Annotated in this window: 11 protein-coding genes; 3 read left to right on the plus strand and 8 right to left on the minus strand. The window is 67.1% G+C overall.

Annotated features, from left to right (window positions below; translation table 11 throughout):
- Position 1 precedes the first annotated feature (1 nt).
- Positions 2–559 carry a GNAT family N-acetyltransferase gene (locus EDL96_RS04005; protein ID WP_123824537.1) on the plus strand — a complete coding sequence of 186 codons (558 nt, stop codon included), beginning with the start codon at positions 2–4 and terminating at the stop codon, positions 557–559.
- A 55-nt stretch (positions 560–614) separates the two neighbouring features.
- On the opposite strand, the gene EDL96_RS04010 is transcribed toward EDL96_RS04005, so the two are convergent.
- From EDL96_RS04010 to EDL96_RS04020, 3 genes are all read right to left on the minus strand, one after another.
- Positions 615–1,667 (minus strand): malate dehydrogenase, encoded by a 1,053-nt coding sequence (locus tag EDL96_RS04010; protein WP_123824538.1) that lies wholly within the window; start codon positions 1,665–1,667, stop codon positions 615–617.
- Between the two features lie 133 nt (positions 1,668–1,800).
- A complete protein-coding gene (locus tag EDL96_RS04015; protein ID WP_123824539.1) occupies positions 1,801–3,417 on the minus strand; it encodes an L-lactate permease in 1,617 nt (538 codons plus the stop codon).
- 233 nt (positions 3,418–3,650) lie between these two features.
- The gene (locus tag EDL96_RS04020; RefSeq protein WP_123824540.1) at positions 3,651–5,759 is read right to left on the minus strand and encodes a DNA gyrase/topoisomerase IV subunit B; all 2,109 of its coding nucleotides are present in this window, start codon (positions 5,757–5,759) and stop codon (positions 3,651–3,653) included.
- A 335-nt stretch (positions 5,760–6,094) separates the two neighbouring features.
- Between EDL96_RS04020 and EDL96_RS04025 the strand changes: the two genes are divergently transcribed.
- Complete coding sequence (locus EDL96_RS04025) at positions 6,095–6,295, plus strand: DUF7455 domain-containing protein (protein ID WP_123824541.1); 201 nt, start codon at positions 6,095–6,097, stop codon at positions 6,293–6,295.
- Between the two features lie 189 nt (positions 6,296–6,484).
- On the opposite strand, the gene alsS is transcribed toward EDL96_RS04025, so the two are convergent.
- The 5 genes from alsS to EDL96_RS04050 all read right to left on the minus strand — a co-directional run bounded on the left by alsS (position 6,485) and on the right by EDL96_RS04050 (position 13,958).
- Positions 6,485–8,161 carry an acetolactate synthase AlsS gene (gene alsS, locus EDL96_RS04030; RefSeq protein ID WP_123824542.1) on the minus strand — a complete coding sequence of 559 codons (1,677 nt, stop codon included), beginning with the start codon at positions 8,159–8,161 and terminating at the stop codon, positions 6,485–6,487.
- A gap of 208 nt (positions 8,162–8,369) precedes the next feature.
- A complete protein-coding gene (locus tag EDL96_RS04035) occupies positions 8,370–9,935 on the minus strand; it encodes an RNA polymerase sigma factor (protein WP_123824543.1) in 1,566 nt (521 codons plus the stop codon).
- A gap of 211 nt (positions 9,936–10,146) precedes the next feature.
- On the minus strand, positions 10,147–11,568 hold the full coding sequence (locus tag EDL96_RS04040) for a hypothetical protein (protein ID WP_123824544.1): 1,422 nt from the start codon (positions 11,566–11,568) through the stop codon (positions 10,147–10,149).
- 179 nt (positions 11,569–11,747) lie between these two features.
- Positions 11,748–12,986 (minus strand): MFS transporter, encoded by a 1,239-nt coding sequence (locus tag EDL96_RS04045; protein WP_233568672.1) that lies wholly within the window; start codon positions 12,984–12,986, stop codon positions 11,748–11,750.
- A gap of 57 nt (positions 12,987–13,043) precedes the next feature.
- Positions 13,044–13,958: a PAC2 family protein gene (locus EDL96_RS04050; RefSeq protein WP_123824546.1), complete on the minus strand. Its 915-nt coding sequence runs from the start codon at positions 13,956–13,958 to the stop codon at positions 13,044–13,046.
- A gap of 313 nt (positions 13,959–14,271) precedes the next feature.
- On the opposite strand from EDL96_RS04050, the gene EDL96_RS04055 reads away from it, so the two are divergent.
- The gene (locus EDL96_RS04055) at positions 14,272–15,945 is read left to right on the plus strand and encodes a leucyl aminopeptidase (protein WP_123824547.1); all 1,674 of its coding nucleotides are present in this window, start codon (positions 14,272–14,274) and stop codon (positions 15,943–15,945) included.
- Positions 15,946–16,024: the final 79 nt, after the last annotated feature.

A 16,024-nucleotide genomic window follows, 5' to 3' on the forward strand; every position in this document is an offset into this window, starting at 1 on the left:
CGTGACGCTGGAGATCCTGCGTGCGGTTCACGGCGACGGGGCCGTGCTCCATGCCCTCGCCGAGGAAACCTTCCTGGACGCCTGCCCTCCCGGCACGGACACCGCCGTTGCCGCGGCCTATGTGGCCAACGAACTCTCGGCGGAGCGCTTCGAGCAGTGGCTGGAGGACGGGCGTCACCACATCCTGCTCCTGGTCGAACCGGGCACTCGACGCTCGGCAGCGTACTTGGTGCTCGTGGCGGACGAACCCGTGCGTGCCGGAGTGCCCGTCACGCAGGATGCGAATGAACCACTGGATCCGGAGGCGACCCTGTGGTTCGTTTCCAAGCTCTACGTGGTGCGTGAGTCCCGCGGTTCCGGGGGTGCGCGCCGCCTGCTGGAAGCGGGAAAGTCCCTGGCCGCGGATGCCGGGGCCTCGGGGCTGTGGCTCACGGTCAACCAACACAATCTCCGGGCCAACACCTTCTACGAACGCAACGGGTTCCGGACCGTGGCCACCGCCGAGTTCATGATGGGTCCCAAGGTGCACGACGACTTCGTCAAGGTCCTGCGCTTCTGACCTGCGGGCGCGCGGCACCGGTCCCGGTCAGGGCTCGGTGTGTGGGCGGGGTGGCTCAGGCGCGCGGGCCGAGCAGGTCGAGTGCTTCCACGGCCTCCCGTTCGGCCAGCAACTCCGCCACGGAACGATCGATCCTGGCCCGGGAGAAGTCGGCGATCGCCCACGGTTCAACGATCGTGTACCGCCCCTGAGAACACGTCACGGGGAACGAACACACGACCCCTTCGGGCACGCCGTGGATCCCCGTGGACGGCACGGCCATGGACGCCCAGGAGCCCTCCGGTGTTCCCCGCAACCAGGTCCGGATGTGGCGCAGTGTCGCGTGGGCGGCCGAGGCCACCGACGACCCGCCGCGCACCTCGATGATTTCCGCGCCACGCTTGGCCACCTTGGGGATGAAGAACTCGTCGATCCACCGCCGGTCGTGACCGTGTTCCAGGAGGACCTCTTCCGCCGGGCGGCCCCGGACCGTGGCCCGGGTGAGGTCCACGTACTGGCTGGTCGAGTGGTTGCCCCAGATGGCCACGCCGTCGACGTCGTTCACCGACACTCCGCAGGCGATGGCCAGCTGCGCCTCGGCCCGGTGGTGGTCCAACCGGGTCAGTGCCGTGAATCGCTCCGCGGGGACGTCCGGAGCGTGGGAGGCGGCGATCAGCGCATTCGTGTTCGCCGGATTCCCGACGACGACGGCCCGGAAGGCGGGAGCCGCCGCTTCGTTGATCGCCCGCCCCTGGACGGAGAAGATGCTCGCGTTGGCGCTCAGCAGATCAGCACGTTCCATGCCCTTGGAGCGCGGTCTGGCACCGATGAGCAGGCCCACCTCTGCGCCGTCGAACGCGGCCGTGGGGTCGTCGAAGACGTCCACGGATTCCAGCAGGGGCATCGCGCCGTCGAGCAGTTCCATGGCGACACCCTCCGCGGCACGCACCGCCTCCGGAATCTCCAGCAGACGGAGCCGGACGGGAGTCTCGGATCCCAGGAGCGCCCCGGCCGCGGCCCGGAACACCGTGGCGTAGCCGATCTGCCCTGCGGCTCCGGTGATCGTGACGGTGGCCGCGGACGTGGTTCCCACGGGGTCCCGGGCAATGGACTGGGCGATGTCGACCATGGCTGCTCCTGAGGCTCACAACGCAACGGAGTCGTCCCCGGTGTCAGGAACGACAGGAGGGTCACCGTGACCCCCGTCACGGTGACCCTCTCATCCTAGTCAGGCGAACTGCCCGCGGCGCGCTTCATGGACCTTAGAAGACCAGGGAGAGCACGAACACCCAGACGCACAGCACCGCCAGCAGGCCGATGCTGTAGAGCAACACCTGCCGGGTGAGATCGGCCTCCTTGCCCGGCTCTCGTACCGCCGCGGTCGCAATGGCGATGGACTGGGGCGAGATGACCTTGGCCATCACACCACCCGCGGTGTTGGAGGCCACCAGCAGGGTCTGGCTGGTGCCGATCTGCTGGGCCGTGACGGCCTGCAGGGAAGCGAACAGGGTGTTGTTGTTCACCACGGACCCGGTGACGAACACCCCGATCCAACCGATGACTGGCGAGAGCAGGGGGAAGACACCACCGGCGGCGGACAGTGCCAGGGCCATGGAGGAGGACATGCCCGCGAAGTTCATCACGTTGGCAACTGCCATGACCAGGCAGATCATCACGATCGGCGCCCACAACTGCCGGACGGAACCAGCCAGTTCCTCCCACGCCTGCTTCCAGGTGATCGTGGGAGTCACCACAACGGTGAACAGCGCCGCGAACAGGATGGCGGTGCCGGAGGCTGCCAGGATCGACCAGTTCCACAGGGCGAGCACCGGAGTGGTTTCGGGCACGATCGGGGCGGTCCTGGCCACGGCCTGGTGCAGGAAAGGCATGGGGACCGCCACGGTCGCACGACCCAGGAAGGCGGCCACGGCCGGAACGGACCACACCAGGATGAAGGCGGAGAGAATGTAGAACGGCGACCAGGCCTGGGCAACCCGTGCAATCGTCACGGGCTGGCGTTCAGAGCGCAGCTCCTCCAACGCCGGAGCGTGGGCCTCCCGGTAGATGGTGCGCGGGCTCCAGTACTTCAGGACCAGCGCCATGGCCAACATGCCGACCAACGGCGGGATGATGTCCGCCAACGCAGGGCCAGCCACCCACAGGAACAGCGACTGCAGGCCGGACACCAGAACCCCAATGACCAACGCGAGGCCACCTGTTTCGCGCAGACCTCGGCGACCGTCCAGGATGGCGACCAGCAGCAGGGGGATGAACACCATGATCCCCTGGGCCACGACGACCATCATTCGGGACAGGTCGGTCAGCGGGACCTCGCCCTGCTGGGCGCCGACGATCACCGGAATGCCGATGGCTCCGTACCCACCGAACGCGGCGTTGGCCACCAGGCTGATGCCCGCTGCCCGCAGCGGACGGAACCCCAGGTTGACCAGCAGGGCGCCGCAGATCGCGATCGGGATGCCGAACCCGGCAGCCCCCTCGAGGAAGCCGCCGAAGCAGAAGGCGATCAGAAGCACCTGCAGGCGCTGATCCTCGGAGATCGAGGAGATCGAGGACCGGATCACGTCGAAGTACCCGGCCCGTACTGCGATCCGGTACAGCCAGACGGCCATGAGCACGATCCACCCGATTGGCCACAGGCCGCCCAGGAATCCGTACACGATCGCCGATCCCGTGGCCGCCACCGGCAGGCCGAAGACCAGTGTCCCGAGACCGACGGCCAGGACCAAGGCGATGAGCGAGGCCTTGAGGCCGGTCAGCTTGAAGACCGTGAGGCCGAGCAGAAATGCAATGATGGGCACGGCGGCGAGCAATGCCGAGAACACGACCGACCCCGTGGGGTCGTAGTCCTGAAGCCACATGGAGGATGGCCCTTTCGCGAAAGTCGAGAGGGCATCGGATGCACTGGCCGAGTCGACCGCTGCAACTACCTCGTGCAATTGCGTTCATGTGCGTTGCCCTGGTGAGACTCCCCAATTGTCCGTCCGTGCGGGTCGACATGCGGCGCTGTTGCCAACAATTCCCCATATGGTCACACATATGCGCAATTATTCACAGTGCCGGGCAGATACGGGGCAGGTACGGAGAGGCACACTCACGCGTCGATCTGCTCGGCATCCAACGTGGCGGCTCCGGCGATGATGAAGTCCTTGCGGGGAGCCACGTCCGAGCCCATGAGCAGAGAGAAGGCGCGTTCCGCGGCCTCGGCCCCTTCCACGGTCACCCGCCGCAGCATCCGGTGACGGATGTCCATCGTGGTCTCGGCCAGCTGATCGGCGTCCATCTCCCCCAGGCCCTTGTAGCGCTGGATGGGCTCCTTGTAGCCACGTCCCTCGGCCTCGAGCCGGGTCAGCAACGTGTGCAGCTCACGTTCCGAGTAGGTGTAGACCATCTCATTGGGCTTCGAACCACGGTTGACGATCTCCACCCGGTGCAGCGGCGGGACCGCAGCATAGACCTTGCCCGCTTCCACGAGGGGCCGCATGTACCGGTAGAACAACGTCAGCAGGAGCGTCCTGATGTGGGCGCCGTCGACGTCGGCGTCCGTCATCATGACAACCTTGCCGTAACGGGCGGCGTCGACGTCGAAGGTTCGCCCCGAGCCCGCACCGATCACCTGGATCAGCGCGGCGCATTCCGCGTTGGCCAGCATGTCCGTGACGGAGGCCTTCTGGACGTTGAGGATCTTGCCACGGATGGGCAGCAGCGCCTGGTACTCGGAATCACGGGCCAGACGAGCCGTGCCCAGGGCGGAGTCACCCTCCACGATGAACAGTTCGGACTTCTCCACGTCCGTCGACCGGCACTCGACCAACTTCGTGGGCATGGAGGAGGTCTCCAGAGCGTTCTTACGCCGCTGGGTCTCCTTGTGGAGGCGTGCCGAGATGCGCGACTTCATCTCGGCCACGACCTTCTCCAGCACCGCGTTGGCCTGATTCTTCTGATCACGCTTGGTGGCGGTCAGGGCCTTGGTGAGCTCCTTCTCCACGACCTTGGACACGATCTGCCGAACCGCGGGGGTCCCCAGGATCTCCTTGGTCTGGCCCTCGAACTGCGGCTCGGCCAACCGGACCGTGAGGACGGCGGTGAGACCTGCAAGGACGTCGTCCTTGTCGATCTTGTCGTTGCCGGCCTTCAGCCGCCGGGAATTGGCTTCGATCTGCTTCCGGAAAACCTTGACCAGGGCCTGTTCGAACCCGGTCTGATGGGTGCCGCCCTTGGGCGTGGCGATGATGTTGACGAAGGTTCGCACGGTCGTGTCGTAGCCGATGCCCCACCGCAGGGCGACGTCGACCTCGCAGTCGCGTTCGACCTCCTGCAGCCGGGAGTGGCCGCCGTCGTCGAGCACGGGGACGGTCTCCGTGAAGGAGGCCTCGCCCTGGAAGCGCCACACGTCCGTCACCGAGTCGTCGGTGGCCAGGAACTCGGCGAACTCGGAGATGCCACCGTCGTGCTGGAACACTTCCTCGTGCGACTCGAATTCACCGGGGGTGCCCGGTGCCCGACGTTCGTCACGCACGGTGATCCGCAGCCCCGGAATCAGGAAGGCCGTGGTGCGTGCTCGGGTGACCAGCTCGTCGTAGGAGAACTGCGCGTCCGGGGTGAAGATCTGGCGATCGGCCCAGTAGCGAATCCGTGTTCCCGTGACACCACGGCGGGCCTTGCCGACGACCTCGAGTTCCGAACCGGAGACGAACGGTTCGAAGGGTGCCTCCGGGGACGGCGTCGACTTGTCGGCGAACTTCCCCGGCTCGCCACGGCGGAAGGACATCTGGTAGGTCTTGCCGCCGCGGTCCACCTGCACGTCCAGTCGAGAGGACAGGGCGTTGACCACGGAGGCCCCCACACCGTGGAGGCCGCCGGAGGCGGTGTAGGAACCGCCGCCGAACTTGCCACCCGCGTGCAGTTTGGTGAAAACCACCTCGACGCCCGACAGGCCGGTTCGCGGTTCCTTGTCGATCGGGATGCCACGGCCGTCATCGTGGACCTCAACGCACCCGTCCTTGTGCAGGACCACGGTGATCTGGTGGCCGTAGCCCGCCAGCGCCTCGTCCACCGAGTTGTCGATGATCTCCCACAGGCAGTGCATGAGACCGCGGGAGTCCGTGGAGCCGATGTACATGCCGGGGCGCTTGCGCACGGCTTCCAGCCCCTCCAGGACGGAGAGGTGGCGGGCGTTGTACTCGGATTTGGTGGGGGTCACTGTTGGCGGTACTCCTGGCAACGACGGGAAGGGGAGCGGGAGGCAGAATCCATCCAGCTCCCGGGCACAGACCAGTTCACTGTAATGCTCCGAGGTGGTGCGGCCCCGGTACGGCGCGGGCGTTGTGCAGCACAGGGGCGGTGACGGGCACCGAGGAGTTCGTGCGCGGTGGGCGAAAACACCATGGCCGACGGATGGAAACGTGGCGGTGCGTGGTTGTATGTACGTACTCGGAAAGTACTTCCCCACTCGAGCCTTCCGGCACGAGCACGAGGGCACCGGCCGGCGGCAGCCGAACGGTCGGCGAGTTGAAGTCTGAGCTGAAGGAGGATGCCGTGAACGCCACGCTCGAGACCCCAGAGTTGAACGCGACCCACCGCTGTGATGCATGCGGTGCGCAGGCCTATGTACGAGTCGTCCTCGAATCCACCGGTGGGGAGTTGCTCTTCTGCGCTCACCACGCGCGCGCCAACGAAGACAAGCTTCGTCCCATGGCCGCCACATGGCAGGACGAAACTCAGCGTATCGACGCCTGACAGAGACCCACCCGGGAGGTGTGTCCCGACCCAACACGGTGGCCCCGGTACCGCGATTCGGTACCGGGGCCACCGTCTGTCCATCTGAGGCACCTCTGCCCTCCGGCCTTTTGCGCCGAGTTCGGGGTTGTTCCGCCTATTCGCCGCCATAGGCGGAACAACCCCGAACTCGGCGAGGGAGGCGGCGCCTCAGTTCATCGCGGAGTCGTCAAGGTGCGCGGCCAGCCCCACGTTGTCCGTGTAGTCCACGGCGACGTCCACGATCGAGACGCCGGGTTCGGCCATCGCCTGGGTGAAGGCCTCCTTGAACTCGTCCATGGTGCGAACGGCGCGGCCCGTGGCACCCATGGACTCGGCGTACTTCACGGCGTCGTAGTCACCCAGTTCCACACCAGACTTGCGGCCGTACTTCATCATCTGCTGGAAGGCCACCATGTCGTAGGCGTTGTCCCGCATGATTACGTGCACCATGTTCAGTCCCAGCCGGGTGGCGGTTTCCAGGTCCTGGGCCGAGTACAGGAAGCCGCCGTCGCCCGAGACGGAGACCACCGGGTGCTCTGGACGCACCAGTGCCGCACCGATCGCCCACGGCAGGGCCACGCCCAGGGTCTGCTGCCCGTTGGAGAACAGCAGGGTCCGTGGCTCATAGGTGCGGAAGTACCGCGCAAGGTAGATGGAGTGCGACCCGATGTCGGCCGCGACGGTCGACTTGTCGTCGTCGATGAGGTCACGGATCACCAGGGTGAGGTGCGCCGGGTTGACGCCCTGTTCGGTGTCACCCATGGCACGCGCCTGCGTCTCGTACTCGGCCAGCGCATCGCGCTGCAGGGAGATCTCGGTCTGCGCGGTCTGGCTGAGGGTCATCCCCCGCAGACGCTCCGTGAGGATCTCCAGCGTGGCGGCGATGTCCCCGCGGAGCTCAAGTCGGGGTTGATACGCGTGGTCCAGGTCCGCCGGGACCGCGTCCAGGTGGATGATCTGGCGATCCGCTCGGGTGTTCCAGATGATGGGGTCGTACTCGACCGTGTCGTAGCCGACGGTGAGGACCACGTCCGCCTTGGACAGCAGGATGTCACCGGGCTGGTTGCGGAACAGCCCCACCCGACCGAGGAAGTGCTTCTCCAGATCCCGTGAAATGGCGCCGGCGGCCTGGAAGGTTTCGACGACGGGCAGCCCGGTGGCCGCGACGAGTTCCCGGAGTGCGGCCGTCGAGCCGTAATCGGCGCCGCGCAGTCCCACGAGCAGAACAGGGCACTGTGCCTGACGCAACGCCTCCACCGTTCGGTCCACGGAGACCTGCGCCGCCGGGCCTTGCGGGGCCACCGCCTTCTTCCTCAACGCGGTCTTGTCCGTCTTGGCACCGGTCACACTGTCGGGAAGCATGACGGCAGCCGCGCCCTTGGGCTCGGTGGTCGCCGCGCGGAACGCGTTGGCCAGGGCCTCCGGAACGTCGCTCGGGTCGGTGGACTCGACCGACGACTTGGTCACGGGAGCCAGGAAGTTCACGGCGTCCAGCGACTGGTGCGTGCGCTTGAGCCGGTCCGGCAGCCCCACGGTTCCGGCGATGGCCACGACGGGATCCTGCTCCGTCGTGGCCGTGAGCAGGCCGGTGGCCAGGTTCGTCGTTCCGGGTCCGGAGGTCACGAGCACGACCCCGGGCACCCCCGTCAATCGGCCGACGGCCTGCGCCATGAACACGGCGTTCTGCTCGTGTCGGCACACGACCAGCTGAATGTCTTCGGCATCCACGAGGGCGTCGTACACGGAGTCGATCTTGGCCCCGGGAACACCGAACACGTACTTCACGCCTTGCTCACGAAGGGTGTCAACGACCAGTTGTGCGCTGCGGATCTCGTTTTCGCTCATGAGTCACCAGATTGTGTCGGACGGACGATGTCCTTTCGATCGTATGACTCCGTGTGGTATTCGGTGGGTTTTTGCGGGCGACCTCACGACCTGCTGCGACTGATCTCACAGCAACCCCATGCACGACGGCGGCCGGCCACCGACTCTCAATCGGTGCCCGGCCGCCGTCGTGCATGCCGTTCCGCATGACCGCGCGGGTGCGTTGGGATCAGTCCAGGTAGTCGCGCAGGACCTGCGAACGGGACGGGTGACGCAGCTTGGACATGGTCTTGGACTCGATCTGGCGGATCCGCTCGCGGGTCACGCCGTAGACCTTGCCGATCTCGTCCAGGGTCTTGGGCTGGCCGTCGGTGAGCCCGAAGCGCATGGCCACCACACCGGCTTCACGCTCGGAGAGCGTGTCCAAGACGGAGTGCAGCTGTTCCTGAAGGAGCGTGAAGCTCACGGCGTCGGCCGGAACAACGGCTTCCGAGTCCTCGATGAGGTCGCCGAACTCGGAGTCCCCGTCCTCACCCAGCGGCGTGTGCAGGGAGATCGGCTCCCGTCCGTACTTCTGGACTTCCACGACCTTCTCGGGGGTCATGTCGAGTTCCTGGGCGAGTTCCTCCGGGGTGGGCTCGCGACCGAGGTCCTGCAGCATCTGGCGCTGCACACGGGCCAACTTGTTGATGACCTCGACCATGTGCACCGGGATACGAATGGTGCGTGCCTGGTCGGCCATGGCGCGGGTGATGGCCTGACGGATCCACCAGGTCGCGTACGTGGAGAACTTGAAGCCCTTGGTGTAGTCGAACTTCTCCACGGCGCGGATCAGACCCAGGTTGCCCTCCTGAATGAGGTCCAGGAACAGCATGCCGCGGCCGGTGTAGCGCTTGGCCAGGGACACCACCAGGCGGAGGTTGGCTTCGAGAAGGTGGTTCTTGGCGCGCTTGCCGTCGTGGATGACCCAGCGCAGTTCCTTCTTCTGCTCGCGAGTCAGCTCGTCCGCATCGTTCTTGTACTTGTGCTCCGCGAACAGGCCGGCTTCGATCCGGAGAGCCAGATCGACCTCCTGTTCGGCGTTGAGCAGGGCGACCTTGCCGATCTGCTTCAGGTAGTCCTTGACGGGGTCGGCGGTCGCACCGGCGGAGACCACCTGCTGAGCGGGGGCGTCGTCGTCGTCGTTGTTGGACAGCACGAAACCGCGCGCGGTCTCCTGGGAAGCCGTGGTCTTGCCCGTGGGCTTGGCCACCACTTCCGTGCCCGACTTGGCGTTCTCCGCGTCCTCGGGTGCGACGACGTCGTCCCCGTCCTCCTCGGCTTCGTCCGCCGAGTCCTGGGAGTCGTCATCGGTGCTGTCGGCACTCATCGAGTCGTCAACGGCGAACTCGTCGTCCTCGTCCGCATCGAGGTCGTCGTCCTGCGCTGCGGCGGCCGCCTTCTTACCGCCACGGGCCCCGGTGGCCTTCTTCTTCGTGGAGTTGGCCTTTGCCCGAGACTTGGCAGGCGAGGCGGCCTCGGCCTTTTCGGGGACCTCGGCCACTGAATCGTCGGCGCCGACGGTTTCGACCTTTTCGGTCGTCGTCTTGGTGGCGGCCTTCTTGGCGGTACTCTTGGTGGCTGTGGTCTTCTTGGCCGCCGTGGTCTTCTTCGCCGCGGTGCTCTTCTTGGCCGCCGTGGTCTTCTTGGCCGCGCTCTTCGACGCGCCGGTGGTGCCCGACGACTCCTGTCCTGCTCCCGCCGACTCGGCGGTCTCTGCGGTGGCAGTCGTCTCGTTCGTGACAGCTGGTGACACTGGGAACCTTTCGTTGCTCGACGCGGTGCTACTGACGAGTGGTCATAACACCTATGACCCTGTCAAGTCCCGCGGGCGATCGTAGCCTGCCGACGGGGCGAGAAGGGTCTTCGAGGTGTTCCAACCACTGCCCGTGTGGCGTTGTTCCCGGTCCGGAGAAATTGGTGCAGAAATCTACAGTGCTTTCCGCAGCAGCCGGTGCGGCGGCCGCTCACACCTGTCGTGCCCTCCGCCAGGCAGTGGCCGGATCTGTTGCCCAGTGCGGGATCGGCCGCAAGGTCATGATCTCTCGCAAGCGCGCCACCCCGGGATGCCCCGGCGCCAACGACTCGGCTGTGCGTGCGCACTGGTCCACCTTGGAACCACGTGCTCGGAAACGCTCCAGGTGCCCGAGCACGACCCACAGTCCTGCTGCCACTCCCCCCGCCCAACGGTCGCTGACACGGGGTGCTGTGCAGCGGACGGCCTCTTCGACCGGGGACGGCTGGCCCTCCGGGTCGTTTGGACCGGTGAGGCCGCCGATCAAGACCTGCACCAGGTCCACGCAGCGATCCACCCGGTCCCACCGCGGGGTTCCGTCCCAGTCCCCCAACATGACCTGGGCCGTGTGCACCAGACCGTGCAAGTCCTCGTCACTGCTCGTCCGGTTCCACCCGTCCCAGGCGTGGCGAGCCGCCTCGATGTCGCCGGACAGCACGAGCGACAGCACCAGATCACATCCGAGGGGGTCGGTGGTTCCCGCGAGCAGATGCAGCAGGTCAGTCCGTGTCAGTTCCTGGAGCCGGCGGACCGGGTCGGCCGGATGCCGAGAATCCGGGGCGTCGAATGGCGACAGGATCGCGTCCCAGACCTCCAGGGACCGTGGGGACCAGTCCGTCGTGGCGGCTACCTCCGCCAGGAGCGCCAGGCGCCGTCGCAACTGTCGGTCGGCCTGGAGCGGTTCCCTGCCGGTTGTCCCGGATTCTGTGCTCCCGTCCGGCGGTTCCACCACGCTGCCGTCGACGACCAGTGCTACATAGACCGCGCTGTCCAGGATCTCGCGAACCGGGCGGGCGTCACCGACGTCGGCAACGGGCCACCACAGCTCGTTGTCAACGCACCAGGCGTCCCGGACGTCATGCCCGGACAGCGCACCGGCCTCGGCCACCGCATTCACGACGTGCGAGACGTGCCCGCCCAAGGACGGCGACACGTGGCGGACGTCGAGGGCCGGCGCCGGGCCCGACCGCCGATCGGAACTCGCCCCTGTGCTGCCCACCGGTTCTCCGTACACCGCGACGAAAACGGCATGACCGACGGGGTCGTGTTCGAGCAGTTCGGAGATCTGCATGGTCCATTCGGCCACGAACGCAGGATCGGCGAAGTCCGCCGCATCGGGCAGATCCACTCGCAGACACGGGCCCAGCCCGGAGGATGTGGCTGTCAGCATCACCAGGGACCGGGCGGGCCAGTAGCCCAGCGTGTGCGGGATGATCGCCAAGACGTCCGCCGCCGTGCGCGCCACGGGTCGGAACATCGCCTGGTCGGCGGGCCGCCCCGACCCGCCGGAGGCCTGTGAGGTGTCCACCGCGGGCGGCCTGCGGGGCCTGTTCCCTGTCGGATCGACGTGCCGTCCCTGAGGTTCTGTGGTCATGGGCCCACTGTGCCGGTGCGGGCCGTGGGCGACGGGCGTCACAGCAACCTGGGGAGGGGCCACCCTGCACCGCAGGTTCGCGGCTGCCTGTGGAGCCACACACCCGGCTGCCACGCACAACCCTCCGCACCGCCGCCTCACCGCCGTCTCCCTAGGCGGGGCCTTCCGCGGCATCCCGGTCAGACGACCGTGGGCCCGTACCGCGCTCGAACCTTACGTGCACTCCACAGCACGCCCGCCGAGCCCACCAGCGCCACGACCGCCTGCATGGACATCGCGACGCGGAAGGCTTCCGGCGCGAACGCGTCCGAGACCCAGCCGAGCGCCACCTGTGAGTCCAGCGCCAGGCCGATCAGGTAGATCGCCGTCAGGGAGGCCACGAATCCGCCGACGTTGGTGATGCCCGTGGCGGTCCCGATGCGGCGGCGCGGAATGAAGGACTGGATGATGTTGAACGCCACCATGGACGCGGGCATGCTCATCGCGATCGCCACGACCGCCGCCACAACGACCAGGAAGGGCGCGGTCCCCGGCCAGAGGATGAGGACCGACCACGCCAGGAACCCGGCGCCCACCACCGCGAAGGACACCATGACCCGCCGTTCGGGGTGCCGCGCCACGAGTCGTCCGATGCTCATGCCCACGAAGAAGTTGGTGAGTACGAAGAACGTCATGACGAAGGACGCCTGCCCCATGGTCATTCCCTGTGCGTTCTGCAGATAGGGATAACCCCACATCAACGCGAAGACCGTGCCCGTGAACTGCACGGTGAAATGCACCCAGAACCCCAACGCCGTCGCCGGATCCCGCAGGCAGGTGACCACGGCGGCCCAGGTGCGTCGCAACCCCAGGGTCGAACCACCGGTCGATTGGCCGTCGGGACTCTCGCGCAGGAACGCCAGAACCAGGACGCCCACGATCGCGGACAGGGCAGCCATGGCCAGGAACGACGGCGTCCAGCCCACCCACCCCAGCATGGCGCTGAACGGAATGATCGAGAGCAACTGACCGAAATTGCCCACTGTCCCCACCAGCATGATGATCATCGGGGCCTTGGCGAAGGAGAACCACGCGGGAATCACGCGCAGGACGCAGATGAACGTGGCTGCGTCCCCCGCTCCCACGAACACGCGCCCCACCACGCCCCAGGCCAGGGAGTCCGCCAAGGCAAGAACCACTTGACCTGCGGCCATGAGGATCGCTCCGCCAGCCACCATGGCCTTGGACCCGAACCTGTCGACCAGCACACCCACCGGGATCTGCAGCCCGGCGTAGACGAAGACCTGCAGCATGGTGAACAGCGACAGTTGCGAGGCTGTGGCGTGGAAACGCTCTGCCGCGTCCAGTGACGCCACCCCGAACGTCGTCCGCTGGGCGACCGCCAGAAAGTAGCCCAGGATCCCGACGGCGATGACCACGTAGGCCCTCCGTGAATCACGTTCGTACCGCTTCGCCGGGCCCATGGTCCGCTGGAGTCACTCCTCGTCAGGTTGATTCGCCAAGAAAGCCTCGACGGCCGCACCGATCTCGTCGGCGTCCGGAAGTTCCGACTCGTCACCGGCCAGCAGGGAACGCTGTGGTGCCTGCGCCGTGAGTTCGTCGTACCGATTCTCCATGGATTCGATCACAGCTTGGACCTCCGGGGCGGCAGCGACCTGCTCGTCGACACGATGCAGGACCTCGGCGCCCGAGTCCCGGAGTGCGTCCGTCGGCAGCGTCAGGCCGGTCGCAGCCGCCGCATGCTCGAAGGCCGCCACGGTGATCTGCGGCAACCGTGCGTCGGCGAGGTACTGCGGCACGTGCACGGTGAAACCGATCGTGTCCATGCCCACCTCACCGAACCGGATCTCGAGTTGCTGCGCCACGGACGAACTCATTTCCGCCACGGGCCGCTGGTTGTGGTTCTGTTCGACCAGGTCCGTGCGGTTGCCGTGGACGGACACCAAGAAGGGTCGGGTGTGGGGCACGGGCATGGGGACACCGGTCACGTTCATCACGATCGAGGTGTCCAAACGCTGGGCGAGTTGGATGACGGCCTCCACGAACCGGTTCCACTGGAGATCAGGCTCCGGCCCGGTCAGCAGGCTGAAGGGTCGGCCCAGCGAGTCGGTGAGCCCGTACAGGGCGAGATCCGCGTTCTCGGCCCGCTCGAAGTGGTCCTCGACGAAACGCACGTGGGGTCGCCGGGCACGGTAGTCCTGCAGCTGATCGGGATCGAATCGGGCCAGCACCTCGTGCGGCAAGGACTCGAGCAAGGTCTCGCGCACCTGGTCACTGATCTGCCCGCCTTCGGCGTAGCCCGTGAGCGAAATGAGCAGGGGCGCGCCGTGCAGGCGTGCGTCGTCCAACAGGCTGGCGTTGGCCATGTACAGCTCGGATGGGTCAACCACGGGCCACTCCCGGTCTCGACGATGGATCGGTACAACGATCCGTCACACGGATCACTGACAGGGGCCAGCGAACAGCACCGCGACGGTCACCGTCCTGCGTCTCGGCCCGATTCGACTCAACCTCTCCGCGGCACCGGCTTATTCCCGGTCCGTTCCATGTCACAACGCGACCACGTCCGCCGTTACGATCGAGAAAAGGCCGGAACCCCCAGCGGCGACCAGCCACGACCGGCCCATCACCGGTTATCCGACCGGGCCGGACGCCGGATTCAGCTCCGGTGCCCAGACCACCGACACGGAAGGCGACCACCCCATGCCACGTCCCACCGCTCGCAACCTCGCCCCCAATCTTCGCCGTCGCGGTTCCCGTACCCCGGATGCTGCTGCCGGCACCGGTCAAGGCCTGATCGATCTCCTTCCTTCGGTGGAGGTCGAACTCGCGACCACCGACAAGAAGCTGGCCAAGGTCACCGCGGACGCCGTCGTCCTCGCCGTGCAGAAGACCCCGGCGGGCCCCGTGGTCCTGCTCCCCGCCGACGCCAAGGGTCTCCCGCTGGACCTCGAGGAACAGGCCAAGGCCGTCGGTGCCACGGGTGCCGCTGACGAGGTCAAGAAGCTCGCCGCGCCCAAGGGCAGCCCCTGGCCGTCGATCGTTCTCACGGGACTGGGTACCGGTGACGAGTCTCCCTCCCACGTCGAGGCCCTGCGGCGCTCCGCGGGTTCCGCCACCCGTGCTCTGGGCAAGACCGACCACGCGGTGTTCGCCTTCCCCGTGGAATCCGTGGAGGAGGCCGCCGCCGTCGCCGAAGGCATTGCCCTGGGTGCCTACGGGTTCCGGGCGCAGAAGGCCAAGACCGCGCACTCCGTGGGTGCACCCCTGACCCGCGCCACGGTCCTCACGTCCGGGATCGAAGCCCAGGAACAGGAACTGACCGCCGCGGTCAACCGGGCGGAGGTCCTGGGTCGCGCGGTTTCGCGTGCCCGGACGCTGGTCACGCTTTCCCCGGACGTGGTCTTCCCCGAGTCCGTGGCCGAACTCGCCCAAGCGCTCGCCGACGGGAGCACCACCTCCGGCAAGTCCTCCGCGGAGCTCACGGTCGAGGTCCTGGACGAATCCGAACTTCGCGCCGGTGGATTCGGTGGTCTGATCGGCGTCGGTCAGGGAGCGGCCCGTCCCCCGCGCCTGGTCCGCATCGGGTGGGAGCCCAAGTCTCCCGTGGAGTCGGTGGCCCTGGTCGGCAAGGGGATCACCTTTGATTCGGGCGGGCTCTCGCTCAAGCCCGCGAACTCGATGATGACCATGAAGTCCGACATGGCGGGTGCCGCAGCGGTCCTGGCGACGGTGTTCGCCGCGGCCGAGGCGCAGCTGCCGGTTTCGGTCACCGGGTGGCTCTGCCTGGCCGAGAACCTGCCGTCGGGCACCGCGACCCGTCCCGGCGACGTCATCACCATCCGCGGTGGACGGACCGTGGAGGTGCTCAACACCGACGCCGAAGGCCGCCTGGTCCTGGCCGACGGACTCGTCGCCGCCCGCGAAGAGGACCCGGGCCTCCTCCTGGACATCGCAACCCTGACGGGCGCGCAGATGGTGGCCCTCGGTACCCGCACGGCCGGTGTCATGGGCGACGACGACGCCGTCGAAACCGTGTTGGCGGCGTCGGTGGCCTCCGGCGAGGACCTGTGGCCCATGCCGTTGCCGCAGCACCTGCGGGCCTCCCTGGACTCAGACGTCGCGGATCTGAAGAACATCGGTGACCGCAACGGCGGAATGCTCGTGGCGGGCCTGTTCCTCAAGGAATTCGCGGGCGCACAGGAGGCTGCCCAGGAATCGGCCGTCGAGCCGGTGGGCCCGTGGGCCCACCTGGACATCGCCGGACCGTCCTTCAACGAGGACGGCCCGTGGGGTTACACCCCCAAGCAGGGCACGGGCTTCGGCGTGCGCACCATGTTCTCGGTGATCGAGATGGTGGGCGGCGAACCCGTGTGACGAACACCGTTGCGCCGCGCCCCGCCCGTGTGGCTCACAAGGTCATGGCTTGACTAGAGTGGCCTTGAACCACAGTGAG

Source organism: Kocuria soli, from assembly GCF_003797835.1.
GTDB lineage: Bacteria > Actinomycetota > Actinomycetes > Actinomycetales > Micrococcaceae > Kocuria > Kocuria soli.